Origin of the sequence: Paraburkholderia sp. IW21 (assembly GCF_041321145.1) — a bacterium.
GTDB lineage: Bacteria > Pseudomonadota > Gammaproteobacteria > Burkholderiales > Burkholderiaceae > Paraburkholderia.
In genome coordinates, this window is sequence record NZ_JBGGWA010000008.1 from 223,333 (window position 1) to 243,303 (window position 19,971).

General features: G+C 63.2%; 16 protein-coding genes and 2 pseudogenes. 9 read left to right on the plus strand and 9 right to left on the minus strand.

The features are described from left to right. The first annotated feature begins 11 nt into the window (after positions 1-11). From ACAX43_RS20290 to ACAX43_RS20305, 4 genes are all read left to right on the plus strand, one after another. A complete protein-coding gene (locus ACAX43_RS20290; RefSeq protein ID WP_370710200.1) occupies positions 12-845 on the plus strand; it encodes a zinc-dependent peptidase in 834 nt (277 codons plus the stop codon). Between the two features lie 233 nt (positions 846-1,078). Further along, positions 1,079-1,345 (plus strand): type B 50S ribosomal protein L31, encoded by a 267-nt coding sequence (locus ACAX43_RS20295; RefSeq protein ID WP_370710201.1) that lies wholly within the window; start codon positions 1,079-1,081, stop codon positions 1,343-1,345. A gap of 301 nt (positions 1,346-1,646) precedes the next feature. Further along, positions 1,647-3,404, plus strand: a complete 1,758-nt coding sequence (locus tag ACAX43_RS20300) for an ArnT family glycosyltransferase (protein WP_370710202.1) — start codon at positions 1,647-1,649, stop codon at positions 3,402-3,404. Positions 3,405-3,406: 2 nt separating this feature from the next. Then, positions 3,407-4,786: an MATE family efflux transporter gene (locus tag ACAX43_RS20305; protein WP_370710203.1), complete on the plus strand. Its 1,380-nt coding sequence runs from the start codon at positions 3,407-3,409 to the stop codon at positions 4,784-4,786. 43 nt (positions 4,787-4,829) lie between these two features. Here ACAX43_RS20305 and ACAX43_RS20310 read toward each other — a convergent pair. Beyond that, a pseudogene (locus ACAX43_RS20310) lies at positions 4,830-5,048 on the minus strand (carboxymuconolactone decarboxylase family protein); the annotation flags it as partial. Between the two features lie 218 nt (positions 5,049-5,266). Between ACAX43_RS20310 and ACAX43_RS20315 the strand changes: the two are divergent. Next, entirely contained in the window at positions 5,267-5,863 is a 597-nt protein-coding gene (locus ACAX43_RS20315; RefSeq protein WP_370710204.1) for a ComEA family DNA-binding protein, read from the plus strand. Between the two features lie 159 nt (positions 5,864-6,022). Then, positions 6,023-6,469 (plus strand): annotated as a pseudogene (locus ACAX43_RS20320) (YidB family protein); the annotation flags it as partial. A gap of 143 nt (positions 6,470-6,612) precedes the next feature. Here ACAX43_RS20320 and clpB read toward each other — a convergent pair. Together clpB and ACAX43_RS20330 are read right to left on the minus strand one after the other, a co-directional pair. Continuing rightward, entirely contained in the window at positions 6,613-9,210 is a 2,598-nt protein-coding gene (clpB, locus tag ACAX43_RS20325; RefSeq protein ID WP_370710205.1) for an ATP-dependent chaperone ClpB, read from the minus strand. 120 nt (positions 9,211-9,330) lie between these two features. After that, the gene (locus tag ACAX43_RS20330) at positions 9,331-9,828 is read right to left on the minus strand and encodes an Rrf2 family transcriptional regulator (RefSeq protein WP_370710206.1); all 498 of its coding nucleotides are present in this window, start codon (positions 9,826-9,828) and stop codon (positions 9,331-9,333) included. A 303-nt stretch (positions 9,829-10,131) separates the two neighbouring features. Between ACAX43_RS20330 and ACAX43_RS20335 the strand changes: the two genes are divergently transcribed. Beyond that, a complete protein-coding gene (locus ACAX43_RS20335) occupies positions 10,132-10,683 on the plus strand; it encodes a group III truncated hemoglobin (RefSeq protein ID WP_370710207.1) in 552 nt (183 codons plus the stop codon). A 27-nt stretch (positions 10,684-10,710) separates the two neighbouring features. Here ACAX43_RS20335 and ACAX43_RS20340 read toward each other — a convergent pair whose 3' ends face one another. The 6 genes from ACAX43_RS20340 to ACAX43_RS20365 all read right to left on the minus strand — a co-directional run bounded on the left by ACAX43_RS20340 (position 10,711) and on the right by ACAX43_RS20365 (position 17,130). Beyond that, the gene (locus tag ACAX43_RS20340; RefSeq protein WP_370710208.1) at positions 10,711-11,190 is read right to left on the minus strand and encodes a molybdenum cofactor biosynthesis protein MoaE; all 480 of its coding nucleotides are present in this window, start codon (positions 11,188-11,190) and stop codon (positions 10,711-10,713) included. Between the two features lie 59 nt (positions 11,191-11,249). Beyond that, on the minus strand, positions 11,250-11,507 hold the full coding sequence (gene moaD / locus ACAX43_RS20345; RefSeq protein WP_370710209.1) for a molybdopterin converting factor subunit 1: 258 nt from the start codon (positions 11,505-11,507) through the stop codon (positions 11,250-11,252). Positions 11,508-11,534: 27 nt separating this feature from the next. Then, positions 11,535-12,767 carry a gephyrin-like molybdotransferase Glp gene (gene glp / locus ACAX43_RS20350; protein ID WP_370710340.1) on the minus strand — a complete coding sequence of 411 codons (1,233 nt, stop codon included), beginning with the start codon at positions 12,765-12,767 and terminating at the stop codon, positions 11,535-11,537. A 249-nt stretch (positions 12,768-13,016) separates the two neighbouring features. Beyond that, a complete protein-coding gene (gene thrC / locus ACAX43_RS20355; RefSeq protein WP_370710210.1) occupies positions 13,017-14,468 on the minus strand; it encodes a threonine synthase in 1,452 nt (483 codons plus the stop codon). Positions 14,469-14,476: 8 nt separating this feature from the next. Then, entirely contained in the window at positions 14,477-15,808 is a 1,332-nt protein-coding gene (locus ACAX43_RS20360; RefSeq protein ID WP_370710211.1) for a homoserine dehydrogenase, read from the minus strand. A gap of 74 nt (positions 15,809-15,882) precedes the next feature. Beyond that, positions 15,883-17,130: a pyridoxal phosphate-dependent aminotransferase gene (locus tag ACAX43_RS20365; protein WP_370710341.1), complete on the minus strand. Its 1,248-nt coding sequence runs from the start codon at positions 17,128-17,130 to the stop codon at positions 15,883-15,885. Positions 17,131-17,619: 489 nt separating this feature from the next. On the opposite strand from ACAX43_RS20365, the gene ACAX43_RS20370 reads away from it, so the two are divergent. Further along, the gene (locus ACAX43_RS20370) at positions 17,620-17,994 is read left to right on the plus strand and encodes an Mth938-like domain-containing protein (RefSeq protein ID WP_370710212.1); all 375 of its coding nucleotides are present in this window, start codon (positions 17,620-17,622) and stop codon (positions 17,992-17,994) included. A gap of 212 nt (positions 17,995-18,206) precedes the next feature. Continuing rightward, the gene (locus ACAX43_RS20375; protein WP_370710213.1) at positions 18,207-19,946 is read left to right on the plus strand and encodes a glycosyltransferase family 39 protein; all 1,740 of its coding nucleotides are present in this window, start codon (positions 18,207-18,209) and stop codon (positions 19,944-19,946) included. Positions 19,947-19,971 lie beyond the last annotated feature (25 nt).

Consider the following 19,971-nt stretch of genomic DNA (forward strand, 5'->3'; position numbering starts at 1 on the left):
TTCATCAGACCATGCTCTCGAAACTCACCCAATGGCTCGGCACACGCCGCCGCGACCGCACGCTGCGTGACTACGCGATCGACCACGCCCTTTGGCAGGCCACGCTCGACGGTCTGCCGTTTCTTGCCCACCTCGATAGGCCGGACCTGATACGTCTGCGCGAGCTGACGAGCCTCTTCATCGCGCAAAAGGAATTTTCGACCGCGCACGCACTCGAGCTAACCAACGCAATGACCGTGGCGATTGCCGCGCAAGCGTGTTTGCCGGTGCTCAACCTGAGTCTCGACCTGTATCGCGGCTGGGTCGGCGTGATCGTTTATCCGGGCGAGTTCGTGATCCGCAAGACGGTGGAAGACGAAGACGGCGTGGTCCACGAGGTCGAACACGACGCGAGCGGCGAAGCGTGGGAAGGCGGCCCGGTGGTGTTGTCCTGGGAGGACGCGCAGATGACCGGCGGCCCGGACGCCTATAACGTCGTGATTCACGAATTCGCGCACAAGATCGACATGCTGACCGGCGAGGCGGACGGCCATCCGCCGCTCCTGCGCCGCTGGCACGCACCGCTCGATTCACAGGCATGGGCCGACGTCTTCGACCATGCATACGATCACTTCTGCGCCAAAGTGGACGCGGTGCCGGAGCGGCGCTGGGCGCGTTTCGAACGCGATTCGTTGATCGATCCGTATGCGGCGGACCATCCATCGGAATTTTTTGCCGTTTGCAGTGAGGCGCTGTTTGTCCAGCCGCACGCGTTCGAGGCGGAGTATCCCGAGCTATACCGGTTGCTGGCGCGCTATTACCGTCAGGACCCCGCCCGGGTCGGCGTGGCATTCGTTCCGGCCTGATGCGCACCGGACAAGGGTCGCCGCGCGGCCTGCGTACACAATATGAACCGGCGAAGCGGTGGCGAAAACGAGGCAAAAGAGCTGGCAAAAAGGTCGCAGAAAGGTCGTCAAGCGACTGATTTTCTGGCATAATCGCCGTTTTTCGACCATAGGCAAGTGGCTCGCGCCTAGATGCGGTCCGCATTCATAGCGGTTGCACGCGGGTTGGCTACCGCCAGATTAAAGGAAAGACCATGAAAGAAGGCATTCACCCGGATTACCGCGAAGTCCTGTTCGTCGACATGTCGATCGACTTCAAGTTTGTCACGCGCTCGACCATCCAGACGCGTGAAACCGCCGAATTCAACGGCAAGACCTACCCGCTCGCCAAGATCGAAGTGTCGGCGGAATCGCATCCGTTCTACACCGGCCAACAAAAGATCATGGACACGGCAGGCCGCGTCGAGAAGTTCAACAAGAAGTTCGGCACGCGCGCTACCGGCAAGGCAGCAGCGAAGTAATACCCGCCTCGTCGCCGGCCTTGGCCCGCAACGAAGCAGCAGCAAAAAAGGGCAGCGCGAGCTGCCCTTTTTTGTCTCCGCTTCTTTGTCTTCTTATCCCGGACGCACGCCTGCCCACCGTCCGTCGCCCGTGGCGGCGCCGTGTTACAGGTATCCCAACCACGTTGCAGGCCGTTACCGGCCGTGACGCGCATCACACGGCACGACTACAATGCCGGATGCTCCAAATTGGCCATTCCAGCCGGACATACCGTCCGGTCCCGGCTGCACCGCTTATCCGATTCCGATATCCACACACCGCATGAGACCTGTCGTTCGCCTCACTGCCTCCGCAACCAGTGCTTTGCCGCGCTGGCTGCTGCTGACCATCTGTATCGTCTACGCAGCGTTCGGCCTATTCGGCCGCGATCCGTGGAAGAACGAGGATGCAGCCGGCTTTGGCGTCATGTGGACCATGGCCAACGGCGGCGCCCACGACTGGCTGCTGCCGAATCTGGTCGGCAAATTCATGACGGAAGACGGCCCGCTCGGCTACTGGCTAGGCGCCAGCGCGATTCGCGCGCTCGCCCCGTGGGTCGATGCGAGCAATGCGTCGCGCGTGTTCACGGGCCTGCTGTTCTGTACGGGCTGTGCGTTCGTCTGGTATGCGGCCTACCTGCTCGGCCGGCGCACCGAGGTTCAGCCGTTCAAATACGCGTTCGGCGGCGAGCCGGAGCCTCGCGATTACGGCCGCACCCTGGCCGACGGCGCACTGTTGATCCTGCTCGCCTGCTTCGGTCTTGCCGAACGCGGCCACGAAACCACGCCGCAGCTGGCGCAGTTCGTGGGCGTCGCAATGCTCGTGTACGGGCTCGTGCGGATGATGGACAAGCCGATTCAGGGCGCGCTGATCTGGGGCCTAGCGCTCGGCCTCGTCACCTTGGCAAGCAGCCCGGTGCTGGTCGGCGCGCTCCTGGTCGGCACCCTCGCGATGAGGTTGATCGTGCGCGAGGTGCGCTCGCGCTGGCTGCTGCTGGCCGGTTTGCCGGTGGCGCTCGCGCTGTCGGTCGCGTGGCCGATCGCCGCGCTCGCCGCCTTTCCCGACGACGCCGTCTGGTACCTGAACCAATGGGTGCATGTCAGCCTGTCTTCATTCGCGGGGCCGCCCGGCTCGGTGGCCGCCTACGCGCTCAAAAACCTGCCGCTCTTCACCTGGCCGGCCTGGCCGCTGGCGCTGTGGGCGTGGTTCAGCTGGTCGGGCTTGCGGCGCGCGCCGCACGTGGCGATTCCCTTGTCGGTGATCGGTCCGCTGCTGGTGCTGGTCGTGTTGCAGAGCCATCAGTCGAACCGGCTTTACATGCTGCTGCTGCCGCCGCTCGCGGTGCTGGCGGCCTTCGCGTTGCCCACGCTCAAACGCGGCGCGATCAACGCCATCGACTGGTTCGCGCTGCTGAGCTTCACGATCCTCGGCAGCTTCGTCTGGCTGGTGTACATCGCGGGGCTGACCGGCTTTCCCCATCCGCTCGCGCGCAATCTCGCGCGTCTCGCACCGGGTTTTGCGCCGCAGTTCAAAATCCTGTCGTTCGCGTGTGCGGTCGCCGTGACGATCTGCTGGTTCGTGCTGGTGCGATGGCGCCTCGCACGCCATCCCAAGGTCTTGTGGCGCAGCGTGGTGCTCTCGAGCGCGGGCACTACGCTGATGTGGGTCCTCTTGATGACGCTGTGGCTGCCGGTCGTCAACTACAGCCGGACCTATAAGGACGTCGCCCAGCAGATCGCAAGCCATCTGCCGGAGGATTACACCTGCATCTCGCCGGTACGCCTCGGCAATGCGCAGATCGCGACCTTCGCCTACTTCGGCGACATGCACTTCTCGTTCAGCGAGGACTGCGACGTAATCCTGCGCCAGGACACTCAGGACTTCGGCGAACCGAGCGCGATGTCGGATTTCATGTGGAAGCTGGTGTGGGAAGGCCGCCGCGTGGCTGACCGTGACGAACGCTTCCGCCTCTACGTGCGCATCGACCGTCCGAAGCCGCCGGTTGTCAAACGCCGCAGCTGGCACAAAAAGCCGGGCTGACCATGTTTGCCGACGTGCGGAAAATCGCCGGGCTCGCGTGGCCCGTGTTGATCGGCCAACTGGCGATCATCGCGTTCGGCGTGATCGATACGGCAATGGTCGGCCGCTATTCGGCCGTCGACCTCGCCGCGCTCGGCCTCGGCTCGTCGATCTATATTTCCGTCTACATCGGTCTGACCGGCATCCTGACCGCGCTGCAGCCCATCACCGCGCAACTCTACGGCGCACGCCGCTACAGCGAGATCGGCGAGGAAGTGCGCCAATCCCTGTGGCTCGCGCTCGGGTTGACCGTGATCGGCTTTCTGATCCTCTATTTTCCGGGGCCGGTGCTGCATGTCGCGCGCGTGCCCGAGGCGCTGCACGAGCGCACCGTCGCGTACCTGCAAATTCTAGCCTTCGGCTTGCCGGCCGGCCTCGCCTTCCGCGTCTACAGCTCGATCACCAATGCGGTCGGCAAACCGCGGCTCGTGATGATCCTGCAGATCGGCGCGCTGCTGCTCAAGTTTCCGCTCAACACATGGTTCATCTTCGGCGGACTCGGCGTGCCGGCGCTCGGCGGCCCGGGTTGCGCGCTCGCCAGCACCGCGATCAATTGGGGGCTGGCGGTGGTTGCCGCGCTGCTGTTGACGCGCGTCCACGTGTTCAGGCCGTTCGCGATCTTTGCGCACTTCTGCTGGCCCGTTTGGCGTCGGCAGGCGGCGCAACTGCGCCTGGGCATTCCAATGGGCCTCTCGTATCTGATCGAAGTCACTTCGTACACGTTCATGGCGCTCTTCATCGCGCGCTTCGGCACAACCACGCTCGCCGGCCACCAGATCGCCGGCAACATCGGCGCGGTGCTGTATATGACGCCGCTGTCGATCGGCATCGCTGCGTCGACGCTGGTCGCCCAGGCGCTCGGCGCGCATCGCCCGGAAGCGGCGCGCACGCTGTCGCGGCACGGCATCATGATGGCCGTGGCGATCGCCTGCTGTTACAGCGCGATCGTGCTGGTACTGCGGCCGTATGTGATCGAAGGCTATACGCCGAATGCGCAGGTGGCGGCGGCGGCGATGCCGCTGGTGCTGATCGTCGCGTGCTATCACCTGTTCGATGCTCTGCAGATCACCACCGCGTTCGTGCTGCGCGCCTATAAGGTGGCGGTCGTGCCGACCGTCATCTATGCGATTGCGCTGTGGGGCGTGGGACTCGGCGGCGGGTATCTGCTCGGCTTCAATGTCTCGGGCGTCACGCCCGGATGGTTGACCGGCGCGCGCGGCTTCTGGGTCGCGAATACGGCGAGCCTCGCGATTGCCGGCGTGGGCTTGCTGCTGTACTGGCGAGTTGTGAGCAAGCGGTATTTGCGCGCCGAAGCGATGATCGGAGCGGATCCGGCAGCTTGACGAGGCTGCGCGGGCTGCAAGAGTTCAAAAGCTCGACACCTGATCGTGGCTCAAAAATCTCCCGCGCCGCGAACAGCGCGTTCAGCGCCGCCGGGCAGCCCGCATAGAGCGCCATCTGCATGAACACCTCGACGATCTCCTCATGCTTGCAGCCGACGTTCAACGCCGCCTTGCTATGCACCTTCAACTGCGGTTGCGCACATCGGAGCGTCGCCAGCGATGCAATCGTCGCGATCTTTTGCGCGCGCAGATCGAGTGGCATTGATCGATAAACTCATAACGGCTTATTCATTAGGCAAAAGTTTTAAATATTGTCCATCCTGATTTACTTGTCATGAATCGATCGGTATAAATCGTCAGCGTTTGCAAATAAGGGCGCGCAATTTATCCTATGCTTAAGCGCAGCGCCTGCTGACAGGATGCGTCGTCCCGAGTCTTCCCTTTGCGGCTAACTTTTTTTGCCCTCAATGGAGTGTTGCCATGCTGAAGAAGCTCTTAATGCTTTGCGTTGCTTTGGCTTTGTCGCTGTCGGCCGGATTTGCGGCTGCCGTCGAAGTGAATTCCGCCGATCAGGCGGCGCTCGAATCGGTCAAGGGTATTGGCCCGGTGCATGCAAAAGCGATCATCGACGAACGCACCAAGAACGGCCCGTTCAAGGATGCCGACGATCTCGCCACCCGCGTCAAAGGCATCGGCACCAAATCGGTGACCAATCTCGAAGCGGCCGGCTTGACGATCAACGGCGCATCCACGCCGCCCACGGGCGCCAAGGCCGCCTCGAAGTCCAGCAGCACCACGAGTACCAAGACGGCACCGGCAGCCGCTCCTGCAGCGACTACCGCAGCGCCTGCCACGGCGGCGACAGCGGCGCCGGCGGCTCCTGCTGAAGCTTCAGGCGCAAAGCCGTCGAAGTCGAAGAAGAAGAGCAAAGCCGCGGCGGCCGACGCAGCGGCTGCTTCCGCGCCCACCACGGCGGCCGCAGCAAGTGCACCGGCCGACGCATCCGGCACCAAGGCTTCGAAGAAGGCGAAGAAAAGCAAGGCTGCATCGGCTGCGGCAGCCTCTGGCGGTGCGTAATTTGGGTTGCGCGCCGGCCGCGTGACGGCCGGCCTGATGCACGTTTGGATGCATGCATGATGAACGTGCAAACGCCACCCGCTTCCGGCCGCCTTCCTTCCACCCGCGCCGCGCGACCGCGCGGCGTTTTCACCCGCCGACTCGTCAAACACGTGTCGGCATTCAAGAGAGACCGTCATGAGCCTACTCGACACTATCGGTTCCCTGGTTGGCAAATCGCCTGAAGGCGGTGGCCAGCAAGCCCTGGTTTCAGCCGCACTGGAATTCGTCAACAACCAGCCGGGCGGCCTGAACGGCCTGATCGACCGCTTCAGGGAAAAGGGCCTCGGCGACGTCGTGACGTCGTGGGTCAGCAACGGCGAGAACCAGGCGATCACGCCCGACGCACTGCATAGCGTGCTCGGCTCGGACACCGTCGCCAACCTCGCAGCCAAAGCCGGCGTGCAGCCGGATCAGGTCACCGGCCTCCTGTCGCAGATCCTGCCGCACGTGGTCAACGCGGCGACGCCCGAAGGCCAAGTGCCCGCCGAAGGCAAACTGAATTCGACAACCGTGCTCGGTGCGCTCGGCGGCCTGACGGCGCTGTTCGGCAAGGGCAACGCGTAAAGCGGCGTCACCCGCCACCGCTCTGTAGCAGGCAAAAGCAGGCAAAAAAAAAGCGGCAACGAGGTCACCTTCGTTGCCGCTTTTTAACATTGGCAGGAACGGCCTGACTACTGCCGTTCCCTGCCTTTTAGAACGCGTTCTGCTCAATGCACGACGCGGTCGAATATCAGCTTGCCCTCGTCCAGTTCGACGGGGATCACATCCTTCGGACCAAACTTGCCGGCCAGAATCAGCTTGGCGACCGGGTTCTCGATCTCCTGCTGGATCGCGCGCTTCAATGGCCGCGCACCGAACAGCGGATCGTAGCCGACCTTGCCGACGTGCTCGAGCGCCGCGTCCGACACGACCAGTTGCATGTCGAGCTTGGCCAGCCGGTCATGCAAGCGCTGTAGCTGAATCCGCGCGATCGACTGGATATTCGAGCGGTCGAGCGCATGGAACACCACGACGTCGTCGATCCGGTTCAGGAACTCGGGCCGGAAATGCAGCTTCACTTCCTCCCAAACCGCGTCCTTCACCGCTTCCTGCGGCTCGCCGACCATAGACTGGATCACCTGCGAACCGAGGTTCGACGTCATCACGATCACCGTGTTCTTGAAGTCCACGGTACGGCCCTGGCCATCGGTCATGCGGCCGTCGTCGAGCACTTGCAGCAGCACGTTGAATACGTCCGGATGCGCCTTCTCGATTTCGTCGAGCAGGATCACGCTGTACGGCTTGCGGCGCACGGCTTCGGTCAGATAACCCCCTTCTTCGTAACCGACGTAGCCCGGCGGCGCACCGATCAAACGCGCGACGCTATGCTTCTCCATGAATTCGCTCATGTCGATGCGGATCAGATGATCTTCCGAATCGAACAGGAACGACGCCAGCGCCTTGCACAACTCGGTCTTGCCCACACCGGTCGGCCCGAGGAACAGGAACGAACCATACGGCCGGTTCGGATCCGCCAGACCCGCACGCGAACGGCGGATCGCATCGGCCACCGCGCTGATCGCTTCGTCCTGACCGACCACGCGGTCGTGCAGTTTTTCTTCGATCTGCAGCAGCTTTTCGCGCTCGCCCTGCATCATGCGCGACACCGGAATGCCGGTGGACCGCGACACGACTTCAGCGATTTCTTCCGCGCCCACCTGCGTGCGCAACAGACGCGGCCGCGTCGGATTGTTCTGCTCTTTGGCCTCGGCCTGGGTCACTTCCTTCAACTGCGCTTCGAGACCCGGCAGCTTGCCGTACTGCAACTCGGCAACCTTTTCCAGCTTGCCTTCACGCTGCAAACGAATGATTTCCGCACGCGTTTTTTCGATGTCTTCCTTCAGCTGCGCGCTGCCCTGCACCGCCGCTTTCTCCGCGGTCCAGATTTCTTCGAGGTCCGAATATTCGCGATCCAGCCGCTCGATTTCTTCTTCGATCAATTGCAGACGTTTTTGCGATGCTTCGTCTTTTTCCTTCTTGACGGCTTCGCGCTCGATCTTCAACTGGATCAAACGACGATCGAGCCGGTCCATCTCTTCCGGTTTCGAGTCGATTTCCATCTTGATCTTCGAAGCGGCTTCGTCGATCAGATCGATAGCCTTGTCCGGCAGAAATCGATCCGTGATGTAACGATGCGACAGCTCGGCCGCCGCGACGATCGCCGGGTCGGTGATATCGACGCCGTGATGCAACTCGTACTTCTCCTGCAACCCACGCAGGATCGCGATGGTGGCCTCGACCGACGGTTCGTCGACCAGCACCTTCTGGAAGCGGCGCTCGAGTGCGGCATCCTTCTCGATGTACTTGCGATATTCGTCGAGCGTGGTGGCGCCGACGCAATGCAGCTCGCCGCGCGAGAGCGCCGGCTTGAGCATATTGCCCGCGTCCATTGCGCCTTCGGCCTTGCCCGCGCCGACCATGGTGTGAATTTCGTCGATGAAGACGATGGTCTGGCCTTCGTCCTTCGCGATGTCGCTCAGCACGGCCTTCAGGCGCTCTTCGAACTCGCCGCGATATTTCGCGCCGGCCAGCAACGCCGCCATGTCCAGAGACAGCACGCGCTTGCCCTTGAGCGTTTCCGGCACTTCGCCGTTGACGATCCGCTGCGCGAGGCCTTCGACGATCGCGGTCTTACCCACGCCCGGCTCGCCGATCAGCACCGGATTGTTCTTGGTGCGGCGCTGCAGGATCTGGATCGAACGGCGGATTTCGTCGTCACGGCCAATCACCGGATCGAGCTTGCCGGCCCGCGCGCGCTCGGTCAGATCGATGGTGTACTTTTTCAGCGCTTCGCGCTGGCTCTCGGCGTCCTGGCTATGCACTTGCGAACCGCCACGCACCGCCGCAATCGCGCTTTCCAGCGACTTGCGCGACAGACCGTGCTGACGCGCGAGACGACCGGCCTCGCCCTTATCGTCGGCGATGGCGAGCAGGAACATTTCACTCGCGATAAACGTGTCGTTGAGCTTCTGTGCTTCCTTGTCCGCCTGATTGAGCAAGCCGGTCAGGTCGCGGCCGATCTGCACGTTACCGTCGGTACCCTGCACCTGCGGCAAGCGTGTGATGGCATCGTTCAGTGCCGTTTGCAGCGCCTGAACATGCACGCCGGCCCGCGACAGCAGCGAGCGCGCCGAACCATCCTGCTGGGCGACGAGCGCCGACAGAACATGAACCGGTTCGATATATTGATTGTCATGGCCGACGGCCAGACTTTGCGCATCGGCCAGCGCTTCCTGGAATTTAGTGGTGAGTTTGTCGATTCTCATCAAGAGACCTCCAATTTCGAATGTCACTAAAATGAGGCGTTTTATGCGGGTTTCAAGCGCTTTTTTGCATCCCGTGACAACTATTTAACATTTGACGCGTGAGAATTGCCGAGCGGGCGTTCAGGCGCCCGGCGCGGCCTCGCCACTAGGCGCTACCGGCACGATCGGGATGACGGCGCTCAGGCCAAGCAACGCAGCCAGCGGGCCGTGCGGCTTCACAACCTCGCCGATGGTGTGACGATCGAGTTCGGCGAGGAACGCGCTGCGCGCGGCCTCGAGCGCGCCGCGCAGACGGCAGTGCGGTGTAATGACGCAGTCCCGGCGCTCACCTTGCTGATCCGGTAAGCAGGCGACCAATGCAAAGTCGCTTTCCGTGGCCCGCACGACCTCACCCACGGTCAGCGCCCTGCTTTGTTCAGCGAGCCGCAGGCCGCCGTTCCGCCCGCGCACGGTCTCGACCCAACCGAGTTCGCCGAGTTGCTGTACTACCTTCATCAAATGGTTCTTGGATATCCCGTACGCGTCTGAGATATCCTGGATGGTCGCCAGGCCTTCGCCACGGACAGCGAGGTACAGCAGGACGCGTAGCGAGTAATCGGTATAGTCGGTCAGTCTCATAAGCGCGGGTGTCACGATGAGCGCAAGCCGCGATCCGGGGGGATAACCGCGTCGATGCAAGGGTTGCCGGGACCGTCGCTTCGCCATAAGATGCAGGCGGTACGCATATTTTATTATTCTGCGCTGACAGGCGGTGTTTGTCTTCCGGCAGCAATGGTAACGTTTCCCGCATAGGCCATACATACGAAAAGCGGGGTATTCGCGGCCTACCTCCTTTCGTTTGGGCACAGTTTGAGGCCATTCCTGACGGTCCGGGGCGCTGGGTGGCGATCCGCGACAATGGCTGCATTTTCTGGAATTTGCATGAATCCGTCCTTCCCTGCCGCGCCGGTTGTCGAGCGCGCCGCCGAACCCACCGAAGCGAATGTTCGCGAGCTCGTCTACGGCTTTTACGACCGCGTGCGCGCCGACCCGATGCTCGGCCCGGTTTTCGAAGCGACGCTGGCCGGCCGCTGGGACGACCACCTGCCCAAGATGTGCACGTTCTGGGGAAGCCTCGTGCTGGGCGCCAAGCAATATCGCGGCAATGTGCAGCAGGCGCACCAGCCGCTCGAGGGCGTCGAGCCGCAGCATTTCAGCCGCTGGCTGTATCTGTTTCTGGATACGGTGGAGTCGCGCTATCAGCCGGCCGCGGCAGTTCGCTTCATGGAACCGGCACTGCGTATCGCGCAGAGTTTGCAGTTGAGCCGCTTCGGCTGGGATTACAAGATTCCGGCGGAGCAACAGGCGTTGCTCGAGCGCGTCGCGCCGAAGCGGCGGCCGTCCGAGAATGATTCGCATGTCCCGAATACCTCGACGCGACCACCTGGCGAGCCGTTTCCGACGCGGATCATCGGCCGGACGCGGGACGAGTGACGCCGGGGTGTTGGGGGCGGATGCGCCCTATTCTGCCGCCCGATTATTGTCCGATTCGACACCCCATTTGGCCAGGGCAGCATCGTCGGTGACGCGGGCATCGACCCAGCGTTCGCCTGCCTCGGTCTTTTCTTTCTTCCAGAACGGCGCCTGGGTCTTCAGATAATCCATCACAAACTCACACGATGCGAAAGCGTCGCCGCGATGGGCGGCGGTCGTTGCCACCAGCACGATCTGGTCGAGCGGATAGAGCTTGCCGACCCGATGCACGATCAGCACCTCGATCCCCGGCCAACGCTCGCGCGCGCTCACGACGATGGCTTCCAACGACTTCTCCGTCATACCCGGATAGTGTTCGAGCTCCATCGTTTCGACCGCGCTGCCGTCGTTCAGATCGCGCACGGTGCCGACAAAACACGCCACCGCGCCAATCCTGGGATTGCGCGCGCGCAATGCGGCGACCTCGGCGGTGAGGTCGAAGTCTTCCGTCTGGACGCGAACGGGCATTTCTGGCTCCTATGCGGCTTTGCGAGGCTTAGCGAAGTTTAGCGGCAATCCGGCGCGGCTCAGCCGCCGGTGACGGGGGGAAAGAATGCGACTTCACATCCTTCGGTGAGGCGCGTGCCGGCGTCGGTCATCACGTGGTTGCAGGCCATGCGCAGCGCGCGGCCTTCGGCGAGGGCCTCGGCCCAGATGCCGCCGCGCACGCGCAACCAGGCGCGCACGTCACCGACAGTAGCGATGCCATCGGGCAAATCGACCGTTTCGTCGGCTGTTTCGAGCGCTTCGCGCACGCTTGCAAAATATCGGAGTTGAATCTTCATCGGGATGCCGCCGGTGGTTTGCCGGCCTCAGTTCAGCAATTCGGAAAAGGGGATGAAACGCACGGTCTCGCCGGTGCTGATCGCGTGGTTCGGCGGATTGTCGATCAGGCCGTCGCCCCATACTGTCGAGGTCAGCACGGCCGAGCTCTGATTCGGAAACAGGTCGAGGCCGCCGGCCGGATTGACGCGTGCGCGCAGGAACTCGTTGCGGCGGTCGGCCTTGTTCTGCGTGAAATCCGCGCGCAGCGACAACGCGCGCGGCGTCACCCTCTCGACGCCGGCCAGACGCAAAACGAAGGGGCGGACAAACAGCAGGAAGGTCGCGAAACTGGAGACCGGGTTGCCTGGCAAGCCAATGAAGAAGGTTTCGGCTGACGCGGCCGCCGTTGCCTGCTGCGTAGGACGGCGCACCGCGCCAAACGCGAGCGGCTTGCCCGGTTTCATCGCGATCTGCCACATCGACAGACGCCCTTCGGCCTCGACTGCCGGCTTCACGTGATCTTCCTCGCCTACCGATACGCCGCCGCAGGTCAGGATCAGATCGTGCGCTTGCGCGGCTTCGCGCAGCGTCGCGCGGGTGGCGTCGAGTTTATCGGGGACGATGCCGTAGTCGGTGACGTCGCAGCCCAGATTGTCCAGCAGCCCACGCAGGGTGAAACGGTTCGAGTTGTAAATCGCGCCGGGTTTCAGCGGCTCACCGGGCAGGGTCAATTCGTCGCCGGTGAAGAATACGGCGACCTTTACGCGGCGGCGCACCTGGAGCTCCGCGCAGCCGACTGAGGCGGCGAGTCCCAGTGCTTGTGGCGTCAGCCGCGTGCCCGCCGGGAGAATGATCGAACCGCTGCGGATATCCGCGCCCTGGGCGGTGATCCATTCGCCGGGTGCCGGGCTGTGGAGGATTGTGACTGCGTCGCCGGCGGCCTCGGTTTGCTCCTGCATCACGATCGCGTCGGCGCCCGGCGGCACCGTGGCGCCAGTGAAGATGCGCGCTGCCGTGCCCGGCTTTAATGGCTCGGGCGCGTGGCCGGCCGGAATGCGTTGAGAGACCGGCAGGCGGCGGTTGCCATGGGTCGCCAGATCCGCGGTGCTGACTGCGTAGCCGTCCATTGAACTGGTGTTCATCGGGGGGACGTCTAGCGGCGAGGTAACGTCTGCCGATAGCACGCGGTTGAGCGCTTCCAGCGTGGGAATCGATTCGGTGCCAGTGAGCGGGCTCGCTGCACTGAGCAAGGTCGCCAGCGCTTCGGCAGTGGAGAGCATCGGAGCGCGGGGCGTTGGTGTGGACATCTTGGTCTCGAAGCCGCAGGTTAAAAGAATATTGTAGCGGTCGATGACGACAGCCGGTGACGGCCTGGACTTATAGGGGTCTTTTTGTGGAGGGGGAAAGGGGTCGGCCTTGGGTGCTTTACCCTTTGGCCTTCCCTTGTTTGCTGTGCGGTCGATTGACCGTTGCCTGCGCGACATCGAGCGCGACTCGGCCACGCTCGATGTTCACGGCCTGCTCACGGCTTACTCGCCCGTGTTTGCAACGATGAAGTCCTTCACACGCTGCACATCCGCCGGCAGCACTTCAAACCGCTGCGGCAGCGATTCCAGACCCGAAAACGCGGCCGGGCGCTCCGGTTCGCGCAGCAACGCTTCGCGGATCGTCTCGCCGAACTTGATCGGCTGAGCGGTCTCCAGCACGATCATCGGGATGCCCGGCTGCAAATGCTCGCGTGCCACCTTCAGGCCGTCAGCCGTATGCGTGTCGATCGTCGTGTCGTAACGCTCGAAGACGTCGCGAATCGCGTCCACTCGATCTTCGTGACTGCTGCGGCCCGACACGAAACCGAACGCCTGCACACGCGCGAAATCGCCGCTCGCCGCCAGGTCGAAACCGCCCTTCTCCTCGACGTCGCGGAACAGTTGCAACACCCGCGCCGGGTCGCGGCCCAGCAGGTCGAACACGAAACGCTCGAAGTTCGATGCCTTCGAAATGTCCATGCTCGGGCTACTCGTGTGGTACGTCTCCGCCGCCTTGCGCACACGGTAAATGCCGGTGCGAAAGAACTCGTCCAGCACGTCGTTCTCGTTCGTCGCGACCACCAGCTTCTCGATCGGCAAGCCCATCATGCGCGCGATATGGCCCGCGCACACGTTGCCGAAATTGCCCGACGGCACTGTGAACGACACACGCTCGTCGTTCGACTTCGTCGCGGCAAAGTAGCCCTTGAAGTAGTACACGACCTGCGCGACGACACGCGCCCAGTTGATCGAATTGACCGTGCCGATCTTGTACTTCGCCTTGAACGCATGATCGTTCGAGACCGCCTTCACGATGTCCTGGGCGTCGTCGAACACGCCCTCGACCGCGATGTTGAAGATGTTCGGATCCTGCAGGCTGTACATCTGCGCCGTCTGGAACGCGCTCATCTTCTTGTGCGGCGACAGCATGAACACGCTGATGCCCTTCTTGCCGCGCATCGCGTATTCGGCCGCGCTGCCGGTGTCGCCCGAGGTGGCGCCCAGAATGTTCAGCGTCTCGCCGTGCCTGGCCAGCGCATATTCGAACAGATTGCCGATCAACTGCATCGCCATGTCCTTGAACGCCAGCGTCGGGCCGTTCGACAGTTCCAGCAGCGACAGCGGCGCACCGTTCTCGACGCCCAGCGTCTTCAACGGCGTGATCTGCGCGGCGCTTTCGTCGTCGCGCACGTTGCAGTACGTCTCGGCCGTGTACGTCTTGCGCGTCAGCGCGCGCAGGTCTTCGGCGGGAATGTCGTCGCTGAATTTCGACAGAATCTCGAAAGCGAGATCCGCGTACGACAACGTGCGCCAACGCGCCAGTTCGTCAGCCGTAACCCGCGGATATTCGGCGGGCAGGTACAGGCCGCCATCTTTCGCGAGACCACCCAGCAGGATGTCGGAAAAGGTATGGCGCTCGCCGGCTCCGGCGCCGCGCGTGGAGAGATAGTTCATAGTTCGGCCTAGTTCAGCGCTTCCATGCGCAGCTTCGTGACTTGCGAGACAACGGTCTTCAACGCTTCAATCGTCTTGATCGCCGCGTTGACGTTCTTTTCAACCGTTTCGTGCGTGATCAGGATGATGTCCGTTTCGCCCTTGCCGTTCGCGTCGACCTGCTCGGATTCCTTCTGCAGCAACGCGTCGATCGAGATGCCCGTATCCGCCAGAATGCGCGTGATGTCGGCCAGCACGCCCGTCACGTCGGCTACGCGCAAGCGCAGGTAGTAGCCGCTCGTCACTTCGTCGATCGGCAGGATCGGCGTGCTCGACAGGCTGTCCGGCTGGAACGCCAGATGCGGCACGCGATGCTCCGGATCCGCCGTATGCAGACGCGTCACGTCGACCAGATCGGCGATCACGGCGGACGCCGTCGGCTCAGCGCCCGCGCCCTTGCCGTAATACAGGGTCGAGCCGACGGCGTCGCCGTGCACGACGACCGCGTTCATCGCGCCTTCCACGTTTGCCAGCAAGCGCTTTTCCGGAATCAGCGTGGGGTGCACGCGCAGTTCGATGCCCTTGTCCGTGCGGCGCGCAATGCCGAGCAGCTTGATGCGATAGCCGAGTTCTTCGGCGTATTTGATGTCGATCGCAGCCAGCCTGCTGATGCCTTCGACGTACGCCTTGTCGAACTGCACCGGCACGCCGAATGCGATCGCGCTCATGATGGTCGCCTTGTGCGCGGCGTCGACGCCTTCAATGTCGAAGGTCGGGTCAGCTTCGGCGTAGCCCAGTTCCTGCGCGGCCTTCAAGGCCGTCGCGAAATCGAGCCCACGGTCGCGCATCTCCGACAGGATGTAGTTCGTCGTGCCGTTGATGATGCCCGCGATGTACTGAATGCGATTCGCCGTCAGCCCTTCGCGCAGCGCCTTGATGATCGGAATGCCACCCGCCACCGCCGCTTCGAACGACACCATCACACCATTGGCGCGTGCCGCTTCGAAAATTTCCGTGCCGTGCACCGCGAGCAGCGCCTTGTTGGCCGTGACCACATGCTTGCGGTTCTTGATCGCGCGCAGAACAAGGTCGCGCGCCACGCCCGTGCCGCCGATCATTTCCGCCACGATGTCGATCGACGGGTCGTCGACCACCGCGTTGAAGTCGTCGGTCAGCGCGACGGTGCCGACTTCGCTGCCAAGCGCCGCGGTCGCCTTGGCGGGATTACGCACGGCAATGCGCGTAATCTCAATGCCGCGGCCCGCGCGGCGTTTGATTTCTTCGTGATTGCGGCGCAGTACCGTGAAGGTGCCGCTGCCTACCGTGCCGAAGCCCAGCAGTCCAACTTTGATCGGTTCCATGCAGCGTGTGTTTTCGAGTAGATGATTAAAGGGAAACGGATGTCATGCAAGGCGCGCGGCGTGTCACTGCCGCGTCAGGCCGTATGACGCTTGCGGTAGCCGTCGAGGAAACGCGCGATCCGGTTGATCGAATCCGCCAGGTCGTCCACGTTCGGCAGGAAGACCACGCGGAAGTGATCCGGCGTCTTCCAGTTGAAGCCGGTGCCCTGCACGAGCAGCACACGCTCTTCCAGCAGAAGGTCGAGGATGAACTGCTGGTCGTCCTGGATCGGATAGATCGTCGGATCGAGGCGCGGGAACATGTACAGCGCCGCCTCGGGCTTCACGCAGCTCACGCCGGGAATGGCCGTCAGCATGTCATACGCGAGTTCGCGCTGTTTGTACAGACGCCCGCTCGGCACGATCAGGTCGTTGATGCTTTGATAGCCGCCGAGCGCGGTCTGGATCGCGTACTGGCCGGGCACGTTCGGGCACAGGCGCATCGAGGCCAGAATGCCGAGCCCTTCGAAGTAGTCTTTGCCGTGGCGGCGGTTCTCGCCGGTCAGGCCCGAAATGAACATCCAGCCGGCGCGGTAGCCGCACGAGCGGTAGCTCTTCGACAAACTGTTGAACGTGACGGTGAGCACGTCTTCGGACAATGCGGCCATCGACGTATGCACCTTGCCGTCGTAGACGATCTTGTCGTAGACCTCGTCGGCGAAGATGATCAGGCCGCGCTGGCGGGCGATCTCGATCAGGCCGAGCAGCAGTTCGTCCGAGTACAGCGCGCCGGTGGGATTGTTCGGGTTGATGACGACGAGCGCGCGCGTGTTCGGCGTGATTTTCGCGCGGATGTCGTCCAGGTCGGGCATCCAGCGGTTGCCTTCGTCGCAGAGATAATGCACCGGCGTGCCGCCCGACAGGCTCACGCCGGCGGTCCATAGCGGGTAGTCCGGCGCCGGCAGCAGCACCTCGTCGCCGTCGTTCAGCAGGCCTTGCAGCGCCATCACGATGAGTTCGGAGGCGCCGTTGCCGATGTAGATGTCATCCAGCTCGACGCCGTGCACGCCCTTTTGCTGCGTGTAATGCATGATCGCCTTGCGCGCCGCGAACACCCCCTTCGAATCCGAGTAGCCGGACGAGCCCGGCAGATTCAGGATCATGTCCTGGATGATTTCATCCGGCGCCTCGAAACCGAACGGCGCGAGATTGCCGATGTTCAGCTTGATGATGCGGTGGCCCTCTTCTTCGAGCCGCTTGGCATGTTCGAGGACGGGCCCGCGAATGTCGTAACAGACATTCAACAACTTGTTGGATTTGAGAATCGGTTTCACGGCGGGCACTTCATCCTGGTTGATGGGCTTGGGCGAACAAGCGGGAGCGAACATAATGCCGGGCCGGGCAAATCCGCCGATCCGGGGGATTATGACGCGGCACGGCGTCCAGACACGGATCGGGGCGCCGGACGCGGATTGGCCGCCTTCTGGAGCCGGTTGGGCGCGCCGCCGGCGGATTGCGCCGGTACAGCAGCGAAACGGGCCAAAAGCAGGCCCAAGGCGGATAGAACCAGGGCAGGTAGCCGGTGGGCCGCACCCGTGTCCTCAGCGCGGCTTATGACTGCACATGAGCGAGGGGCGCCGCAAGGCGGCTAAAAAGTTATAATTTAGCGGATTTTGGCCGACTTCCGCAATGCACCAACCGCAACGGCAAGCCTTTTCGGCCGCTTGTGTGTCACGCGCGTGACCCACTCGCGTCAAACGGCTCTGTTTCCGTTCTGCCCGGTCAGGTCGCCCATACGCATGATGTCTCACGACGACTTCGGAAAAACGAATTTGAAATTACATCAGGATTCCCACGGCGCCCTCAACACCGTCACCGGCTACGGCGCCGACTATGTCGAAATCAATCTGGTGCGCCATTCGGGCAGCATTCTCGTGTTGCCGGAAACGCCCGTGATCCCTTGGCCCGTCTCTTCTTTCGACGACCTGAGCGCCGAGCACTTCGCGATGCTGGTGGAATCGGCACCCGAAGTGGTCGTGTTCGGCAGCGGCGAACGGCTGCGTTTCCCTCATCCACGCCTGACCGCCGCGCTCACCGCCAAACGCATCGGCGTCGAAACGATGGACTTCAAGGCCGCCTGCCGCACCTACAACATTCTGATGGCCGAGGGCCGCAAGGTCGCCGCCGCGTTGCTGATCGAAGCATAGCTGCGCGGCGCGAGCGCCGCGCAGCGGGCGTGCCGGGGCGTGCCGCCATGCACGGCATCCGTGAAGATTCGCGCGGCCAAACCGCCCGCGCGCCCTGGCCGCGTCACGGGCGATAACGTACACTGCGCGCCATCGGTGCCGCGCCGGCGCTTGCCATTTCCAAATAACACCGCCTCGCCGCGCACACGGCGTCGCCAAAAAGGTTGAAATCCATGAACGATACGCCGACGAGGCTACCGCTCAATCGCACCACGATCCTGCTGCTTGTGCTGGCCCTCGCCGTGATCTGGTTCGTGCCGCTCGGCTGGCGCCATCTGCTGCCGAGCGACGAAGGCCGCTACGCCGAAATGGCGCGCGAGATGTTCGTCACCGGCGACTGGATCACGCCGCGCTACAACGGCTACAAGTATTTCGAGAAGCCGCCGCTGCAAACCTGGCTGAATGCGCTGACGTTCGCGTGGTTCGGTATCGGCGAATGGCAGGCGCGGCTTTATACCGCGCTGACCGGTTTTGCCGGCGTGCTGCTGATCGGCTTCACCGGCGCGCGTGTGTTCAATGCGGCGACCGGCGTGTTCGCGGCGATCGTGCTGGCCACCTCGCCGTACTGGAACCTGATGGGCCACTTCAACACGCTCGACATGGGCCTGTCGTTCTGGATGGAACTGACGCTTTGCGCGCTGCTGCTCGCGCAGCGCCCCAACCTGCCGGGCGCCAACGTGCGGGCATGGATGTGGGTGTGCTGGGGGTCGATGGCGCTCGCGGTGCTCTCCAAGGGCCTCGTCGGCGTGATCCTGCCAGGCGCGGTGCTGGTGCTGTACACCCTCGTCGCACGTGACTGGGCCGTATGGAAGCGCCTGCATCTGATCGGCGGCCTGATCGTGTTCTTCGCGATCGTCACGCCGTGGTTCGTGCTGGTGCAGCAACGCAATCCGGAATTCCTGAACTTCTTCTTCGTCGTTCAGCAGTTCAAGCGCTATCTGACGCCCGAACAGAACCGCCCGGGACCGTTCTACTATTTCGTGCCCGTGTTGCTGGTCGGTTTCCTGCCATGGCTGTCGGTCACCGTGCAGAGCGTTCGCCACGCGTGGCGCCTGCCGCGCCAGCCGAACGGCTTTGCGCCGGTCACGATGATGCTGGTGTGGACGGTCTTCATTTTTCTGTTCTTCAGTGCATCGCACTCGAAGCTGCTTTCCTACACGCTGCCGATCGCGCCGCCCATTGCGCTCATGATCGGCATGTATCTGCCGCTCGTCACACGCGACCAGCTGCGCCGCCATCTGGCCGGCTACGCGCTATTTCTCGTCGTGGCCGCCTTTGCCGCGCTGTTCCTGCCGCGCTTCGGCAGCGCGCGCAATCCGGCCGAACTGTATGCCGAATATCGCAGCTGGGTACTGGCGGCACTCGGCATCGCCTTCGTGCTGACGCTGGCCGCGCTGTGGCTGAACCGCCGTGGCCTGGCGGCCGGCCTCGGGGCCGTCGCGACCTTCGGCGCGGCGTGGCTGCTGCTTGGCACCATCGCCGGCACGGGTCACGACGTGTTCGGACGCCTGAGTTCCGGCGCGCTGCTCGCGCCAGCGATCAAGGCCGAGATTGCGAAGTTGCCGGCCGATACGCCGTTCTATTCGGTCGGCGTGCTCGATCACACGCTGCCGTTCTACATCGACCACACCATGATCATGGTCGAGCATCCCGACGAGCTTGCTTTCGGGGTGTCCGTTGAACCGCAGAAATGGGTGCCGTCGATCCCCGCGTGGATCGCGCGCTGGAAGGCCGACCGCTACGCGCTCGCGCTGATCCCGCCGTCGAGGTACGCCACACTGCTCAAAGACGGGCTGCCGATGCAGGTGGTCGCCCGCGACTCGCGCCGGGTGGTGGTGATGAAGCCGGTCGAGTCGTCCGACGCGTCAGCGAAGCCCAATGCGCCGACCCCCGTGGAAAAACCGCAACCGTGACCCCATATCAGGATCTGAACGATCG

Coding starts and splice junctions, on each gene's coding strand:
- clpB (WP_370710205.1), bottom strand. CDS start 9,210: ATGAGAATCGACAAACTCACCACTAAATTCCAGGAAGCGCTGGCCGAT.
- ACAX43_RS20375 (WP_370710213.1), top strand. CDS start 18,207: ATGAACGATACGCCGACGAGGCTACCGCTCAATCGCACCACGATCCTG.
- ACAX43_RS20290 (WP_370710200.1), top strand. CDS start 12: ATGCTCTCGAAACTCACCCAATGGCTCGGCACACGCCGCCGCGACCGC.
- ACAX43_RS20335 (WP_370710207.1), top strand. CDS start 10,132: ATGAATCCGTCCTTCCCTGCCGCGCCGGTTGTCGAGCGCGCCGCCGAA.
- thrC (WP_370710210.1), bottom strand. CDS start 14,468: ATGAACTATCTCTCCACGCGCGGCGCCGGAGCCGGCGAGCGCCATACC.
- ACAX43_RS20300 (WP_370710202.1), top strand. CDS start 1,647: ATGAGACCTGTCGTTCGCCTCACTGCCTCCGCAACCAGTGCTTTGCCG.
- ACAX43_RS20295 (WP_370710201.1), top strand. CDS start 1,079: ATGAAAGAAGGCATTCACCCGGATTACCGCGAAGTCCTGTTCGTCGAC.
- ACAX43_RS20340 (WP_370710208.1), bottom strand. CDS start 11,190: ATGCCCGTTCGCGTCCAGACGGAAGACTTCGACCTCACCGCCGAGGTC.
- ACAX43_RS20315 (WP_370710204.1), top strand. CDS start 5,267: ATGCTGAAGAAGCTCTTAATGCTTTGCGTTGCTTTGGCTTTGTCGCTG.
- ACAX43_RS20330 (WP_370710206.1), bottom strand. CDS start 9,828: ATGAGACTGACCGACTATACCGATTACTCGCTACGCGTCCTGCTGTAC.
- ACAX43_RS20360 (WP_370710211.1), bottom strand. CDS start 15,808: ATGGAACCGATCAAAGTTGGACTGCTGGGCTTCGGCACGGTAGGCAGC.
- glp (WP_370710340.1), bottom strand. CDS start 12,767: ATGCTCTCCACTGCCGAAGCGCTGGCGACCTTGCTCAGTGCAGCGAGC.
- moaD (WP_370710209.1), bottom strand. CDS start 11,507: ATGAAGATTCAACTCCGATATTTTGCAAGCGTGCGCGAAGCGCTCGAA.
- ACAX43_RS20305 (WP_370710203.1), top strand. CDS start 3,407: ATGTTTGCCGACGTGCGGAAAATCGCCGGGCTCGCGTGGCCCGTGTTG.